The organism is Thermobacillus sp. ZCTH02-B1 (assembly GCF_002159085.1).
Lineage (GTDB): Bacteria > Bacillota > Bacilli > Paenibacillales > Paenibacillaceae > Thermobacillus.
Genome location: NZ_LZRU01000023.1, coordinates 92197 through 107614, shown reverse-complemented (window position 1 = coordinate 107614; position 15418 = coordinate 92197). Strand labels below are relative to the sequence as shown.

14 protein-coding genes are annotated in these 15418 nt (G+C 64.6%); 3 read left to right on the top strand and 11 right to left on the bottom strand.

Annotated features, from left to right (window positions below; genetic code table 11):
* Positions 1 to 53: 53 nt before the first annotated feature.
* The 10 genes from A9Z00_RS10490 to argC all read right to left on the bottom strand — a co-directional run bounded on the left by A9Z00_RS10490 (position 54) and on the right by argC (position 11598).
* Positions 54 to 1256, bottom strand: a complete 1203-nt coding sequence (locus A9Z00_RS10490) for a murein hydrolase activator EnvC family protein (protein ID WP_296976855.1) — start codon at positions 1254 to 1256, stop codon at positions 54 to 56.
* 12 nt (positions 1257 to 1268) lie between these two features.
* On the bottom strand, positions 1269 to 2186 hold the full coding sequence (gene ftsX, locus A9Z00_RS10485) for a permease-like cell division protein FtsX (RefSeq protein ID WP_296976851.1): 918 nt from the start codon (positions 2184 to 2186) through the stop codon (positions 1269 to 1271).
* On the bottom strand, positions 2176 to 2862 hold the full coding sequence (gene ftsE, locus A9Z00_RS10480) for a cell division ATP-binding protein FtsE (RefSeq protein ID WP_296976849.1): 687 nt from the start codon (positions 2860 to 2862) through the stop codon (positions 2176 to 2178). Before ftsE ends, ftsX begins: the two co-directional genes overlap by 11 nt.
* A 448-nt stretch (positions 2863 to 3310) precedes the next feature.
* The gene (gene argH, locus A9Z00_RS10475; protein ID WP_296976846.1) at positions 3311 to 4723 is read right to left on the bottom strand and encodes an argininosuccinate lyase; all 1413 of its coding nucleotides are present in this window, start codon (positions 4721 to 4723) and stop codon (positions 3311 to 3313) included.
* A 141-nt stretch (positions 4724 to 4864) separates the two neighbouring features.
* Entirely contained in the window at positions 4865 to 6112 is a 1248-nt protein-coding gene (locus A9Z00_RS10470; RefSeq protein ID WP_296976844.1) for an argininosuccinate synthase, read from the bottom strand.
* Between the two features lie 30 nt (positions 6113 to 6142).
* Complete coding sequence (argF, locus tag A9Z00_RS10465; protein ID WP_296976841.1) at positions 6143 to 7111, bottom strand: ornithine carbamoyltransferase; 969 nt, start codon at positions 7109 to 7111, stop codon at positions 6143 to 6145.
* Between the two features lie 47 nt (positions 7112 to 7158).
* A complete protein-coding gene (locus tag A9Z00_RS10460) occupies positions 7159 to 8370 on the bottom strand; it encodes an acetylornithine transaminase (protein WP_296976839.1) in 1212 nt (403 codons plus the stop codon).
* A 57-nt stretch (positions 8371 to 8427) separates the two neighbouring features.
* Entirely contained in the window at positions 8428 to 9219 is a 792-nt protein-coding gene (argB, locus tag A9Z00_RS10455; RefSeq protein WP_296976837.1) for an acetylglutamate kinase, read from the bottom strand.
* 18 nt (positions 9220 to 9237) lie between these two features.
* Positions 9238 to 10470, bottom strand: coding sequence for a bifunctional glutamate N-acetyltransferase/amino-acid acetyltransferase ArgJ (argJ, locus tag A9Z00_RS10450; protein WP_296976834.1), 1233 nt, complete (start codon positions 10468 to 10470; stop codon positions 9238 to 9240).
* A 78-nt stretch (positions 10471 to 10548) separates the two neighbouring features.
* Positions 10549 to 11598: an N-acetyl-gamma-glutamyl-phosphate reductase gene (gene argC, locus A9Z00_RS10445; RefSeq protein ID WP_296976832.1), complete on the bottom strand. Its 1050-nt coding sequence runs from the start codon at positions 11596 to 11598 to the stop codon at positions 10549 to 10551.
* A 311-nt stretch (positions 11599 to 11909) separates the two neighbouring features.
* On the opposite strand from argC, the gene A9Z00_RS10440 reads away from it, so the two are divergent.
* Genes A9Z00_RS10440 through A9Z00_RS10430 form a run of 3 tightly spaced genes read left to right on the top strand, consistent with a single transcriptional unit; the run spans position 11910 to position 14248 of the window.
* The gene (locus A9Z00_RS10440; RefSeq protein WP_296976829.1) at positions 11910 to 12809 is read left to right on the top strand and encodes an ABC transporter ATP-binding protein; all 900 of its coding nucleotides are present in this window, start codon (positions 11910 to 11912) and stop codon (positions 12807 to 12809) included.
* Positions 12810 to 12814: 5 nt separating this feature from the next.
* On the top strand, positions 12815 to 13609 hold the full coding sequence (locus A9Z00_RS10435; protein ID WP_296976827.1) for an ABC transporter permease subunit: 795 nt from the start codon (positions 12815 to 12817) through the stop codon (positions 13607 to 13609).
* A gap of 57 nt (positions 13610 to 13666) precedes the next feature.
* Positions 13667 to 14248 (top strand): TetR/AcrR family transcriptional regulator, encoded by a 582-nt coding sequence (locus tag A9Z00_RS10430; protein ID WP_296976824.1) that lies wholly within the window; start codon positions 13667 to 13669, stop codon positions 14246 to 14248.
* Positions 14249 to 14292: 44 nt separating this feature from the next.
* Here A9Z00_RS10430 and prfB read toward each other — a convergent pair.
* Positions 14293 to 15403 (bottom strand): peptide chain release factor 2 gene (gene prfB, locus A9Z00_RS10425; protein ID WP_296976821.1). Its coding sequence is split into 2 segments (ribosomal slippage): positions 14293 to 15330 and positions 15332 to 15403, totalling 1110 coding nucleotides; the frame shifts between segments, so codons are not numbered across the junction.
* Between the last annotated feature and the right edge of the window lie 15 nt (positions 15404 to 15418).

Here is a 15418-nt window from a genome sequence, read left to right as displayed (position 1 = left end):
TCCGCGGGATCGCTTCGGGTGGCGGTCCGGAGTTACGCGCGCGGCATGCGCCGTCAGCGCAAATAACTGTCGGGATCGACGGGTTTTTCATTGAGCCGCACCTCGAAATGGAGATGCGGACCGGTGGAATTGCCGGTGCTGCCGACTTCGGCGATCTTCTGGCCCTTCTTGACTTCGTCCCCGGCCTTGACCAGGATGCCGCCGTTGCGGATGTGCGCGTACAGCGTCCACAGGCCGTTGCCGTGGTCGATGATGACGGTATTGCCGTAACCGCTCATGCGCTGCGCCACGATGACCGTCCCCGACTCCGCGGCGTAGATGTCCGTGCCGGCAGGCGCCGCGAAGTCGATACCGTTGTGCTGCTTGCCTTTCTCGCCGGTGATCGGATGCGTGCGCGGGCCGAATTTCGAGCTGACGTACTTGTAGTCCCTGATCGGCATGCCCAGCTTGCCGCCGGTGTAATACACCTTGTTCTTTTTCTTCTTTTCGGCCTCGATGGCGGCCTTCTCCTTGCGGGCGAGCTCCATCATGAGCTTCTCCTGCTCTTCGGAGATTTCCTCCAGTTCCTCCGCCCGCTGCTCCAGCTCCTCGATCTTCCGGTTGTACTCGAGGATCATGACTTCCTTCTCTTTTTCTTTCTCGACAAGTTGATTGTAATAATCTTCCTTCTGGCTGTAAAGCTCCCGCAGCTCGGCCAGCTCCCGCTCGATCCGGGCTTTCTTCTCCTCGATGAGCGCCTTGTCCGCCCGGTGCGCCTCGAGCAGCGCCTTGTCCTGCGCGAGAATCGACTGCAGCGAGTCCAGCCGGTCCAGGAAATCGGAGAAGCTCGTCGCGCTCAGGAGCACGTCCAGATAGGAAACGAACCCGCTCGTGTACATCAGCCGGACGCGGGCGTCAAGCAGCTCGCTGCGCTCCTCGATGCGCGTCTGGGCTTCCTCGAGCTCCTGCCCCGCCTGGACGAGCGCGTCCTCCGTATCGGCGATCTGCCGGTCCACCTGGATCAATTCCTCTTCGAGCGCGTTGATCTCCGAGACAAGCTCGTTGATCTCGTCCATCGTCACTTCCTTCTGATGGAGCACGTACTGCTTGTCCCGCTCGACCTTCTTCAGATTCGCGTCGACATCGCTCATCTGCTTCTGCAGCCGCTTGATCTCGCTGCGAATCTTTTCGAGCTCGGAAGCCGCCTCGGTGCGGTAAGGCTGGGAGACGGCGAAAGCCAGAAGCATGCAGGCGAGAAATGCGAGCGTTCGTTTCACGATCCCGATCACCTACACTTTCAGGTACTTGCGCACGGAAATCGCGCTTCCCCAGATGCCGATCAGCGTGCCGATCCCGATCAGCACGCCCGCGACCAGCAGGCCGGATTCCCGAACGGTGACGAGCCGGATCATCATCAGGCCGAATTCCAGCTGCAGGGACTGGACCAGCCAGTTGTAGGCCGCCAGCAACACGGCCGTCGTCACGGCGGAACCGATGAACCCGAGAAGCGCCCCTTCGACGAAGAACGGCCAGCGGATGAAGCTGTTGGTCGCGCCGACGAGCTTCATGATCCCGATCTCCCGCCGGCGGGCGAAAATCGTGATCCGGATCGTGTTGGAAATGAGCAGCGTCGCCGTGAACGCCAGTCCGAGCACGATGACGAGCCCGACGTTGCGCACGGCGTTCGTGACGCGAAACAGCATCTCGACGGTGCCCTGGCCGTACCGGACGCTCCGGATCGGCCGATCCGGATCCGCGTCGCCGATCGCCCGGATCTTCGCGGCGACTTCGGCGATCCGCTCCGGATCGACGACCTCGACGGTGTACGAATCCGGCAGCGGATTGTTCGTGTCGTCGTACTCGTCGAGGATGCCCTGCCCGTCTTCGCCGAGGTTCCGGCGCAATATCTCAAGGCCCTCCGCCTTCGACACGAAGCGGATGCGGCTCACTTCCGGCAGCGCGCCGATCGACCGCCCGATCGCCTCGATTTTCTCCCGGCTGATGTCGAGGCTGAGGAACACCCGGATCTGCACCTGGTTCTCGATCTGCTTCGTCAGATTGTTCACGTTGAGCGTGAGCAGCAGGAACACCCCGAGAATGAACAGCGAAATCGCGATCGAGCTGATCGACGCGAACGACATCCAGCCGTTCCGGACAACGCTGAGCGAGCCCTCGCGAAGATGCCGGAGGAGCGTGCTAAATTTCATATCCGTATTCCCCTTTGGGCTCGTCGCGCACGATGACGCCGTTCTCGATCGCGATGACGCGCTTGCGGAGCGTGTTGACGATCTCCTTGTTGTGCGTCGCCATGACGATCGTCGCGCCCCGGAAATGGATCTCCTCCAGCAGGTTCATGATCCCCCAGGACGTCTCGGGATCGAGGTTGCCGGTGGGCTCGTCCGCCACGATGACGGCGGGATTGTTCACGATCGCGCGCGCGATCGCGACGCGCTGCTGCTCACCGCCCGAAAGCTGCGCGGGCAGGCTGTTCGCCTTCGACTTCAGCCCGACGAGCTCGAGCACCTCCATCACCCGCTTGCGGATGAGCCTGCGGGGAGCCTCGATGACCTCCATCGCGAATGCGACGTTCTCGTAGACCGTCAGTTTCGGCAGGAGGCGGAAATCCTGGAACACGACGCCGATGTTGCGCCGGATGTACGGGATTTTGCGCGGTTTCAGTTTTCCGATATTGAAGCCGTTTACCGAAATTTCGCCCCTGGTCGGCACTTCCTCGCGGTAAATCAGCTTCATGAACGTCGACTTGCCGGCGCCGGAAGGGCCGACAATGTAGACGAATTCGTTGCGTTCGATGAGCACGGAGACGCCTCGCAGCGCCTGGCTGCCGTCGGGATAAATCTTCCAGACGTCGCGCATCTCGATCAACGATATCACATCCTGTAGAAGGCTAAAATGTTCTTTTCGACAGAAACGGCCGAATTCCTTTAGGAAAGTACAAATTTGCAGATTTGAGATTTTTCATTTTCCGAAAATGCGACGGCGGTTCCGGACGGGCGTTCGGCGCGTTTGCCGTCGACGGGCGCGGAATGCGGCAATTGCCGTCCCGCTGTCATAAAAAGGGTCCGCGCCGCATAGGCATGGTGGATATCTCCGCGCGCGAGGTGATTGCATGCGAAAACTGCATTTCTGGCTGACCGCCGTCCTCGGCCTGCTGCTCGTCGCCACCGTCGTCTGGGGGCTCGCCGGCCTGTACGATTCGCGCTGAACCGCACAAAAATTCCCCCGCTTCCGACCATCGCCGCGAATGTCCGTTCATTCGCAGCGCGGTTCGGGCAGGGGACGATCGGAAACGGATTGCGCGCTTTCCCGGTGCTTACGCGTGTTCCCGGTGCGCGGCCACCCAATCGGCGATCCGCGCGAGTTCCTCCTCGGCGCGTCCGATGGCGGCGAGCACCTGGTTCTTCGCCGTGCCGCCGTAGACGTCGCGCGCATTTACGACCGATTCCGGCTTCAGCACCTCGTAGATGCGCTCGTCGAACAGCGGCGAGAACTGCCTGAATTCATCCAGCGTGAGATCAAGCAGGAATTTCCCGTTCTGAATGCAATACAGCACCGTCTTGCCGATCACTTCATGCGCCTGGCGGAACGGCATGCCCTTGCCGACGAGGAAGTCGGCGATGTCGGTCGCGTTCGAGAAGTCGCGGTTTACCGCCTGGCGCATCCGCTCGCGGTTCACGGTCATCGTCGCGATCATCTGCGCGAACAGCTGCAGCGAGCCCTGCAGCGTGCGAACCGTGTCGAACATGCCTTCCTTGTCTTCCTGCATGTCCTTGTTGTACGCGAGCGGCAGCGACTTCAGCACGGTCAGCAGGCCGATCAGGTGGCCGTAGACGCGGCCGGTCTTGCCGCGCACGAGCTCCGGCACGTCCGGGTTCTTCTTCTGCGGCATGATGCTGCTGCCCGTGCAGAACGCGTCGTCAAGCTCGATGAAGCCGAATTCCGTGCTCGACCAGAGGATCAGCTCCTCGCTGAGCCGCGACAGGTGCATCATGATGAGCGACGCGTTCGCGAGGAATTCGACGATGAAATCGCGGTCGCTGACCGCGTCGAGGCTGTTCTCGTAGATGCGGTCGAAGCCGAGCTGTTCGGCGACGAACCGGCGGTCGATCGGGAACGTCGTGCCCGCGAGCGCGCCCGCGCCGAGCGGCAGCACGTTGATCCGCTTGTAGCTGTCCATCAGCCGTTCCGCGTCGCGGCCGAACATCGAGACGTACGCCATCAGATGGTGGGCGAACAGGATCGGCTGCGCCCGCTGCAGATGGGTGTAGCCCGGCATGATCGTGTCCGTGTTCGCCTTCGCCTGTTCGACGAGCGCGGTCTGAAGCTTGTGCAGCAGATCGACGATTTCGACGACCCGGCGGCGAAGATACAGGTGCATGTCGGTCGCCACCTGGTCGTTCCGGCTGCGGCCGGTGTGCAGTTTGCCGCCTACCGGGCCGATCTCCGCGATGAGATGCTTCTCGATGTTCATGTGGATGTCTTCGTCCGCGATCGAGAACTCGATCTCGCCCCTGCGGATTTTGTCGCGCACCTTGAGCAGCCCTTCGCGGATCCGTTCGGCGTCTTCCGCCGGGATGATCCCCTGCCTGCCGAGCATCGCCGCGTGGGCCAGGCTGCCCTCGATGTCCTCCTCGGCCAGTTCTTTATCGAACGTGATGGACGCCGTAAATTCTTCCACCAGCCGGTCCGTCTGCTTCGTGAACCGGCCGCCCCACAGTTTGCTCACGACTGACACTCCCCGCTGTCCCGCCTTCGGGACGAATGTTCCGTTCGCACCTGACCGTTCGTGCCGAAAAAGAGGGCCGCCCGAACCCCGGGGCATCGCATGGCCCCCGGTCCGCGGCCGGCCCTCCCGGACAGGCCCCGTTCAGTTCTGCTTCGCCTGCGCGTTCCCCTGCGCGGCGGCGTAGACCTTCAGCCGCAGCGCATGCAGCCGGATGAATCCGGTCGCGTCGCCCTGGTCGTAGGCCTGCGTCGGATCCGCCTCCATCGTCGCGATGTTCGGATTGTACAGGCTGACCGGGCTCTTTACGCCGGCGGCGATCACGTTGCCCTTGTACAGCTTCAGCCGGACCGTGCCGGTGACGTTCTTCTGGCTTTCCGTCACGAGCGCCTGGATCGCGAGCCGCTCGGGCGAGAACCAGAAGCCGTTGTAGACGAGCGCCGCGTACTTCGGAATGAGCGAGTCGCGCAGGTGCATCACTTCGCGGTCCATCGTCAGCGACTCCATCTTCCGGTGCGCGACGAACAGGATCGTGCCGCCCGGCGTCTCGTACACGCCGCGGCTCTTCATGCCGACGAACCGGTTCTCGACCATGTCGACGCGCCCGATGCCGTGCTTGCCGCCGAGCTCGTTCAGCTTTTCCATCACCTGCAGCGGCGTCATCCGCTCGCCGTTGACCGCGACGCAGTTGCCGGCCTCGAACTCGAGCTCGACGTACTCCGGCTCGTCCGGCGCCTCCTCCGGCGACACCGTCAGGATGTACATGTCCCGCATCGATTCCGCGCTCGCGTCGAACCACGGGTCTTCGAGCACGCCGCTCTCGTAGCTGATGTGCAGCAGATTGCGGTCCATCGAATAGGGTTTCTCCGCGGTCGCCTTCACCGGAATGCCGTGCTGCTCCGCGTAGGCGATCATCTCCGCCCGGCCCGGGAACCGCTCGCGGAACGCCTCGATGCGCCACGGCGCGATGACTTTGATGTCCGGCGCGAGCGCCGCCGCCGTCAGTTCGAACCGCACCTGGTCGTTGCCCTTGCCGGTCGCGCCGTGGGCGATCGCCGTCGCGCCCTCCGCCCGCGCGATCTCGATCATCCGCTTCGCGATGAGCGGCCGGGCGATCGACGTGCCGAGCAGATACTGCCCTTCATAGAGCGCTCCCGCCTGGAACATCGGGAAAATGAAGTCGCGCGCGAACTCTTCGCGCAGGTCGTCGATGTACACCTTCGACGCGCCGGTCGCGTAGGCCTTCTCCTCGAGGCCTTCCAGCTCTTCCTTCTGGCCGATGTCGGCCGTGAAGGCGATGACCTCCGCGTCGTACGTCTCCTTCAGCCACTTCAGGATGACCGACGTATCGAGCCCGCCGGAGTAGGCGAGCACGATCTTTTCCTTCGCCATGTTCGGATTCCGCTCCTTGTTCTGAATGGATCACGACATGATGGCCGCCATGATCGCCTTCTGCGCGTGCAGCCGGTTCTCGGCCTGGTCGAAGACGATCGAATGATCGCCGTCGATGACGCCCGCGCTCACCTCTTCGCCGCGCTTCGCCGGCAGGCAGTGCATGAAGACGAAGTCGGGCTTCGCGTAACGCACCAGATCCTCGTTCACCTGATAGTTGGCAAACGCGATCCTGCGCTTCTCCTGCTCCGCCTCGAAGCCCATGCTCGCCCAGACGTCGGTGTAGACGACGTCCGCGTCCTCGATCGCCTCGCGCGGATCGCGCACGACGCGAATCGACGCGCCGGTCTCCCCGCACGTCTCCTGCATCTGCCGGATCAGCTCCGGATCGGGTTCGTACCCTTCCGGCGACGCGATCGACATGTGCAGGCCGAGCTTGGCCGCGCCGACGAGCAGCGAATGGACCATGTTGTTGCCGTCGCCGATGTAGGCGATCTTGAGCCCCTCCAGCCGGCCCTTGTGCTCGAGGATCGTCTGGTAGTCGGCCAGCGCCTGGCACGGGTGGGCGTAGTCGGTCAGCCCGTTGATGACCGGGATCGTCGCGGCCCGCGCCAGTTCGATGACGGTGCGGTGCGCGTACGTCCGGATCATGATGCCGTCCAGATAGCGGGACATCGTCCGCGCCGTGTCGGCGATCGTCTCGCCGCGGCCGAGCTGCAGGTCGTTCCGGCTCAGGAAAAGGGCGTAGCCGCCCAGTTGATACATGCCGACTTCGAACGACACGCGCGTGCGGGTGGACGATTTCTCGAAGATCATGCCGAGCGTCTTGCCCTTGAGCGGTTGGAACGGCTCGCCCGCCTTGTGCAGCCGCTTCAGTTCGATCGCGAAATCGATCAGCCACCGGATCTCCTCCGGCGTGAAATCGACGAGCGCGAGAAAATCGCGCCCCTTCAGCGAAGCGGCGATCTCGCCGTTCAGCAATTCCGAAAGTTGCGGCATCCCATCCATCACTCCTTGTCCATGCGGACGCGCCCCTCGCGCGCCCGTTACGTTTGCGCGGCCGCCGCCTGCCCGGCCAGCACGCCGGCCAGGATGTCGACGGCCTGGTCGATCTCTTCGCGGGTCACGAGCAGGTTCGGCAGGAGACGGATGACGTTCGGTCCGGCCGTCACGACGAGCAGGCCGCGGCGGTGGGCCTCCGCCACGTAATCCGCCACGGGCCGGTCGCACGCGATGCCGACGAGCAGCCCGAGCCCGCGCACTTCCCGGACCGCCGGGCAGCCGGCCAGCGCCTCGCGCAGCCGGGCCATCAGATACGCGCCGGATTCGGCGGCGCGCTGCGGGATGTTCTCGGCAAGCATCGTTTCGATCGTCGCCTTGACCGCAGCCATCGCGATCGGCGTCCCGCCGAAGGTCGAGGCGTGGCTGCCCGGTCCGAACGCCCCGGCCAGCTTCGCCTTCGCGAGCATCGCGCCGACCGGGAAGCCGCTGCCGAGCCCCTTCGCGAGCGTGAAGATGTCCGGCTCGATGCCGTAATGCTGGAACGCGAACAGCTTGCCCGTGCGGCCCATGCCGGTCTGCACCTCGTCGACGATGAGCAGCAGCCCCCGCTCCTCGCACAGCCGCGCGACCGCCTGCGCGAACGCGGGATCGACCGGGATGACGCCGCCCTCCGCCTGCACCATCTCGAGCATGATCGCCGCCGTCCTGTCCGTGACCGCTTCGCGCAGCGCCCGCTCGTCATGCAGCGGCACGCTGACAAAGCCCGGCGGCAGCGGATCGAAGCCGTCCTTCACCTTGTCCTGCCCCGTCGCCGTCAGCGTGGCGAGCGTGCGGCCGTGGAAGGACTGATGGAACGTGATGATCTCGTACCGGTCGTTCCCGAGCACCTTCCGGTGATAGCGCCGCGCCAGCTTGATCGCCGCCTCGTTCGCCTCCGCGCCGGAGTTGCAGAAGAAGACGGCTCCCGCGTGGCTGTGCGCCGTCAGCATCCGGGCCGCCTCCTCCTGGCCCGGAATGCGGAACAGGTTCGACACGTGCCACAGCTCGTCGAGCTGCTTCACGAGCGCTTCCTTCACCTTCGCCGGCACGTGGCCGAGGTTCGTCACCGCCAGACCGCTCATGAAGTCGAGATACCGGTTGCCCCGGTCGTCCCACAGCCAGCTCCCCTGCCCCTTCACGAGGGTGATCGGAAATCTGGCGTACGTCGGAAACAGCGCGCTCGCCGGCGCGCCCTCCGTCCCATGCGCTCCGCTCATTTGCCGCGCCACCTTTCCTTGTTCCTTGCGTATGGAAACTATCGTTCCGCGCACCCGTCAGGCCTTCACGATGCGCGTGCCGACGCCGCCTTCGCGCACCGCGCGGGCGAACGCGCCCGGCTCGGCCCCGCTGATGATGACGACTTCGCGCACGCGCCCCTGGAGGCACTGCACGGCCGATTGCACCTTCGGAATCATGCCGCCGTAGATTTCGCCGGAGGCGATCATCCCGTCGATCTCCGCCGTCGTGACCTGCGGCAGCACCCGCTTCTCACCGTCAATGGTGCGCAGGATGCCGGGCACGTCGGTGACGACGATCATCCGCTCGACGCCGAGATGCGACGCGACGGCGCCCGCCGCCGTGTCCGCGTTGATGTTGTAGCGCTGCCCGCGCTCGTCGATGCCGACCGGCGCGATGACCGGGATGTAGCCCATCGCCATGACGCCTTCGATGATCGCCGTGTTCACGCCGGCCACGTCGCCGACGAAGCCGATCGCGTCCGCGTTCGCGGCCGGCACGGCCCGGATCAGCATCCCGTCCGTGCCGGAGAGGCCGAGCGCCCTGGCCCCGCACGACTGGATGCGGCGCACGATCTCCTTGTTGATCCGGCCCGCCAGCACCATTTCGACGACGTCGAGCGTCGCCTCGTCCGTCTTGCGCAGGCCGTTCACGAATTCCGATTCGATGCCGAGCCGGCCGAGCATCTCCGAGATGGCCGGCCCGCCGCCGTGCACGATGACGGGGCGCCAGCCTTCCTCCTGCAATTGCCGGAGATCGCGGAAGAACGAATCCGGCAAGGCGGCAAGCGTGCTGCCGCCGCATTTCATCACGAACCGCTCCTGTGCCATCGCTTCCCGCCCTTTCCGTCAGGTCCGGTACGCGGCGTTGATCCGCACGTAATCGTACGTCAGATCGCAGCCCCAGCCGACCGCCCGCCCGGTGCCGATGTTCAGGTTCACGTCGATCCGGATCGTGCCGCCCTTGAGGTACGCGAGCGCCTCGTCCTCGTCGAACGGAACGGGACGGGATTGCTCCAGCACCCGGATCGGCCCGATCGAGATGTCGACCTTCGCCGGATCGATCGGACGACCCGCGCGGCCGACCGCCGCGATGATGCGGCCCCAGTTCGCGTCGGCGCCGAACATGGCCGCCTTCACGAGCGACGAGCCGATCACGGTCTTCGCGATCGCGCGGGCGTCGTCGTCGCTCGCCGCGCCTTCGACGCGCACCTCGATCAGCTTCGTCGCGCCCTCGCCGTCGCGCGCGATCGCCTTCGCGAGCTCTTCGCACACATGCGTGAACGCCGCGGCGAACCGGCTCCAGTCCGGATGGTCCGGACCGAGCTCGTCGTTGCCCGCCAGCCCGCTCGCCATCGCGACGACCATGTCGTTCGTGCTCGTGTCGCCGTCGACGGTGATCATGTTGAACGTCACGTCCACGGCCTGCCGGAGCAGCGACCGCAGCGCCTCGCCGCCGACGGCCGCGTCGGTCGTGATGAAGCCGAGCATCGTCGCCATGTTCGGATGGATCATGCCCGAGCCCTTCGCCGCTCCCGCCACATGGACGGTTTTCCCGTCCATGTCGAGCTTTACGCAGACCGTTTTCTTCACGAGATCGGTCGTCAGGATCGCCTGGCAGAACGCCTCCGCGCCCTCCGCGTCAGCCCGCAGCTTCTCCGGCATCGCGGCGATGCCGGAGCGGACGCGGTCCATCCGGAGCCGTTCGCCGATGACGCCGGTCGACGCGACCGCGACCTGGTGCGGCGGCACGCCCAGCGCGCGCGCGAACGTCTCCTGCATCTCGCGCGCGTCGGCTTCGCCCGCCTCGCCGGTGCAGGCGTTCGCATTGCCGCTGTTGACGAGCACGGCGCGCAGCCGGCCTTCCTTCTCCAGCCCTTCGCGGGTGACTTTGAGCGGCGCCGCCTGGACCTGGTTCGTCGTGTAAACGGCCGCGGCGACCGCCGGCACTTCGCAGACGATGGCGCCGAGGTCGTTGCGGTCGGTCTTCTTCAGGCCGCAATGCAGACCGCCGGCCCTGAAGCCGAGCGGCGTCGTGACGGAGCCGCCGGGCACGGTTTCGAACGGTTTCCCTTGTCCCATGTTCGTATCGTGGTCTCCTTGCAGAACGTATGATGAAGGCGTGTCCTTTTTCCTCTATCCATCCGCCGGTCGTCGGCGTTACGGGTAGACCGGAACGAAATCCAGCCCGAGCCCCTCGTCCCAGCCCATGCGCAGGTTCAGGTTCTGGATCGCCTGTCCGGCCGCGCCCTTCACGAGGTTGTCGATGACCGACACGATCGTGACGCGCCCCGTCCGGCCGTCCACGGCGAAGCCGATGTCGCAGTAGTTGGAGCCGTACACTTCCTTCGTCGCCGGGAGCACGCCCTCCGGGCGGATGCGCACGAACCGGCGGTTCTCGTAGTAGCTCCGGTACAGGTCGATGAAATCCCGCTGCGTGCGGCCGCCCTTCACGGCCGCGTACATCGTCGCCATGATGCCGCGCGTCATCGGCACGAGATGGGTCGTGAACGTGACCGTGATTTCATGTCCGGCGACGCGGGCGAGCGCCTGCTCGATCTCGGGGATATGCTGGTGTTGATTCACCTTGTACGCCTTGAAGTTCTCGTTGATCTCCGCGTAGTGGGTGCCGAGGCTCGCGCCGCGGCCCGCTCCCGACACGCCGGACTTCGCGTCGATGATGATCGTCGCCGGGTCGATGAATCCCGCCTGCACGGCCGGGATCAGGCCGAGCAGCGACGCCGTCGGATAGCAGCCCGGATTGGAGATGAGCCGCGCGCCGCGCACGTCCTCGCCGAACACTTCCGCGAGCCCGTAGACGGCCTGCCCGAGCCAGGCCGGATCGGCGGCCGGCTTCTTGTACCATTCCTCGTAAACCGCCGGCGACTTCAGCCGGAAATCGCCCGAAAGGTCGATCACGTCCAGCCCGGTCTCCAGCATCTGCGGCGCCAGCTTCGCCGCGACGCCCGCCGGCGTCGCGAGAAACACGACGTCCGCCTTCTTCGCAAGCGACGCCGGATCGATCGCTTCGAGCACGTCCGTCCGGATCTCCGTCAGATGCGGATAACCCGCCGCCAGCGGCTCGCCCGCGCTGGACGACGACAGCACGGCGGAAATGGCAACCTTCGGATGGGCCGAGAGCAGCCGGATCAGTTCCACGCCGCCGTAACCGGTCGAGCCGACGATCGCCGCCCTGATCTCCTTGTCCATCTGTCCGTTCCCTCACCCGTTCGTTGTCCTTGACTTCCCCATTCTACACCATGGAGACGGCGGAATAAATCCGTATCGCAAGTCCGTATCATTATACAATGAATTACATGAAAATACAATCACGGTTTCCGGCCGCTTTTCCGCCTTTCCCCCGTCCGGAACATGCGGCGGCGGCACCGATGGGCTGGCAATCAAAAATATATGTACCAAGAATTAATAATTAGTATATTTTGAACTTTATTTTTTCGTTTTATCCACATATAATATACTAAAAAGTTATTTTGAGTATATTTCGCAAACGAGGGGTTCGCATGGCGATCGTGGAGCTGGACCGGTTGACGAAGCGGTACGGAAAGCGGCGGGGCATCGAGGACGTCTCCTTTTCCGTCGAGGAGGGCGAAATCTTCGGATTCATCGGACCGAACGGGGCGGGCAAAAGCACGACGATCCGCATCCTGCTCAATCTGATCCGTCCCACCGCGGGATCGGCCCGGGTGTTCGGCAAAGACGTCGTCCGCCACTCCCGGGACATCCGCCGCGAGATCGGCTATCTGCCGGCCGAGGTGCGCTATTACGATGACATGAGGGCGGCGGAGCTGCTGCGCTATTCCGCCGGATTCTACGGCAAACCCGACGAAGCCCGCCTGCGGCGCCTCGCGGAGCGGCTCGATCTGGATCTCGCCCGCCGGATATCGGATCTCAGCCTCGGCAACCGGAAAAAGGTCGGCATCATCCAGGCGCTCCTGCACCGTCCGCGGCTGCTCATCCTCGACGAGCCGACCGGCGGGCTCGATCCGCTCATGCAGCATGCGTTTTTCGATCTGCTCCGGGAGGAGCGGGAGCGGGGCGCGACGATTTTCTTCTCCTCCCACATCCTGGGGGAAGTGCAGCGCCTGTGCGGGCGCGTCGCGATCATCCGGGACGGCCGGCTCGTCCGCGTGGAATCGGTCAGCAAGCTTGTGGGGAGCGGCCTCAAGACCGTGACGCTCACCTTCGCCGCGGACGCCAGACCGCAGCCGGTGCGGGATGATGAGCTCCCCGGCGTCGTCCGGCAGGACGTCAGCGGCCATGTCCTGACGTTGCTCTATGCCGGCGGCGTGCGCGACCTGCTGGAGTATGTCCGACGGCTGCCGCTGGCGGACATCCGGATCGGGGAGCCTGCCCTGGAAGACATCTTCATGCAGGAATACCAAACGGACGAAGGGGCGTGAGGCGGATGATCTTCAGGAGGGAGCTCAGGTCCCATGCCCGGGGCCTGATCGTCTGGAGCCTCGTGCTGGGCGGACTCGGGCTGCTGATATTGAGCGTGTATCCGTCCTTCGCCGGAAATGCGCAGACGGTGGAAGACATGTTGAATCTGTTCCCCGGACCGATCGCCGGCGTGTTCGGCATGGACGTGCTGAAGCTCGGCACGTACGCCGGCTTCTACGGTGTGGAGGTGCATCTGATCAACACGCTGGCCGGCAGCGTGTACGCGGCGCTGCTCGCGGCCGGCATGCTGGCCGGGGAAGAGAACGACCGCACCGCCGAGTTCCTGCTGACAAGGCCGGTCACCCGCACGTCGGTGGCGCTCCAGAAGCTGGCGGCCGTGCTCGCCAACCTGTTCGCGTTGAACGCCGTCATTGCGGCGGTCGGCTTCGCCTGCACGGGTTTTGCGGACGAGGCGGTCGAATTCGACCTCCTCGCCTGGTACATGCTGGCAGCCTTCCTGCTCCACGGGACCGTCGCATCCGTGTCCTTCCTGCTGTCGGCCGCAATGCGCCGCACCCGGAGCGTCGTGTCGCTGGCCCTCGGCATCGTGTTCCTGTCCTACGCGCTGCATGTCGTCGCGGAGTTGTCGGAACGGTTCGGGTTCCTGCGCCGCGTCAGCCTGTTCTCCTTCGCGGACGCGGCGGCCATCGCGGAACGCGGCGGGCTGGCCGCGCCGGACGCGGCCGTCATGGCGCTCGTCAGCGTCTTGTCCGTCGCCGGAGCGATCGGGTATTATCGCATCAAAGACATCGCCGGCTGAACCGTCCGCAAGCATGCGGCGCGCGACGCCGGCAACATCGGGAGACGTGGGTCGGATTTGAGGCAGCGCAAGCGGGAACAAATACTGGAGAAGGCGACGGAGCTCTTTTTCGCCCGGGGAGTGGCCGACGTCAGCATGGACGACATCGCCGCCGCCGTCCCGGTCGCAAAGATGACGATCTACAAGCACTTCCGAAGCAAGGAACGGCTGGTCGGCGCGGTGATGGAACGGTACATGCGGGAACAGCACGCGATCATGAACCGGAAAATCGCGGAGAGCCCGGACACCCTGTCGGCGCTCGTGTCCATTCTGGATTACCGGAGCATGCCCGTCGTGCCCGAGCGCTTCATCCGGGAAAGTCTCGAGCTGTATCCGGGGATCGTGGCGGATCTGCTGCGCTATTACCGGGAGCACGTCCACGACCAGCTGCGCGAACTGATCGTGCGCGGCCAGGAGGAGGGCGTCATCCGCAAGGATCTTTCGCCCCATATCCTGATGGTGTACATGCAGGGCATTGCCGAGTATTTCGCCCGGCCCGACGTGCTGGCGCAGTTCCACGATTTGCGGCTGCTCGGGGAACAGTTCCGCACGATGTTCCTGTTCGGCATCGCCGCGCCGAAGGATCGGCAGGCCCGATAGCGGAAGAAGGCCGGACCCGAAGCACGGGTCCGGCCTTTCCGTTCTTACGCTTCCTTGCGGATCTGGCTGCGCAGATAGGCGTCGATGAATCCGTCGATTTCCCCGTCCATCACCGCCTGGACGTTGGCGGTCTCGTACTGGGTCCGATGGTCCTTGACCATGCTGTACGGATGGAAGACGTAGGAGCGGATCTGGTTGCCCCACGCGATGTCCGTCTGCTCGCCGCGGATCGCCGCCAGTTCCTTGCGCTGCTCTTCGATCTTCAATTCGTACAGCTTCGACCGGAGCATCTTCATCGCGCGCTCCCGGTTCTGGATCTGCGAGCGCTCGGACTGGCACGAGACGACGATGCCGGTCGGGATGTGGGTGATCCGGACCGCCGACTCCGTCTTGTTGACGTGCTGGCCGCCGGCGCCGCTCGAGCGGTACGTGTCGATCCTCAGATCCTCCGGCCGGATCTCGATCTCGATGTCGTCTTCGATCTCCGGCACGACATCGCAGGAGACGAACGACGTGTGGCGACGGCCGGAGGCGTCGAACGGCGAGATGCGGACGAGCCGGTGGACGCCCTTCTCCGCTTTCAGGTACCCGTAGGCATTATGCCCCTTGATGAGCAGGGTGACGCTCTTGATGCCGGCTTCCTCGCCCGGCAGGTAGTCGAGCACCTCGACCTTGAAGCCGCGGTGCTCCGCCCAGCGGGTGTACATCCGGTACAGCATATTCGCCCAGTCCTGCGACTCGGTGCCGCCGGCGCCCGGGTGCAGCTCGAGGATCGCGTTCAACCGGTCGTACGGCTGGTTGAGAAGAAGCTGCAGCTCGAAATCTCCGATTTCGCGCTTGAGCTTCGCGACGCCTTCCGCCAACTCGGCTTCGAGCGATTCGTCGCCCTCCTCCTCCGCCAGCTCGAGCAGCGCCTCGAGGTCCGCCTGCTCGGCCGTCAGGCGGTTGTAGGTGTCGACGACGGATTTCACCGCGTTGAGCTCGCCGATCAGCTTCTGCGCCCGCTCGTTGTCATCCCAGAAGTCGGGCGCCGCCATCTTCTGTTCATAATCCGCAATGAGCTCCTGCTTGAGATCGAGGTCAAAGAGACCCCCTGAGTTCTTGGAGCCGCTTCGCCATCTCGCGCAGGTCCTGTTTGACGCTTGCGTCGATCATGGTTCGCTGGTCACC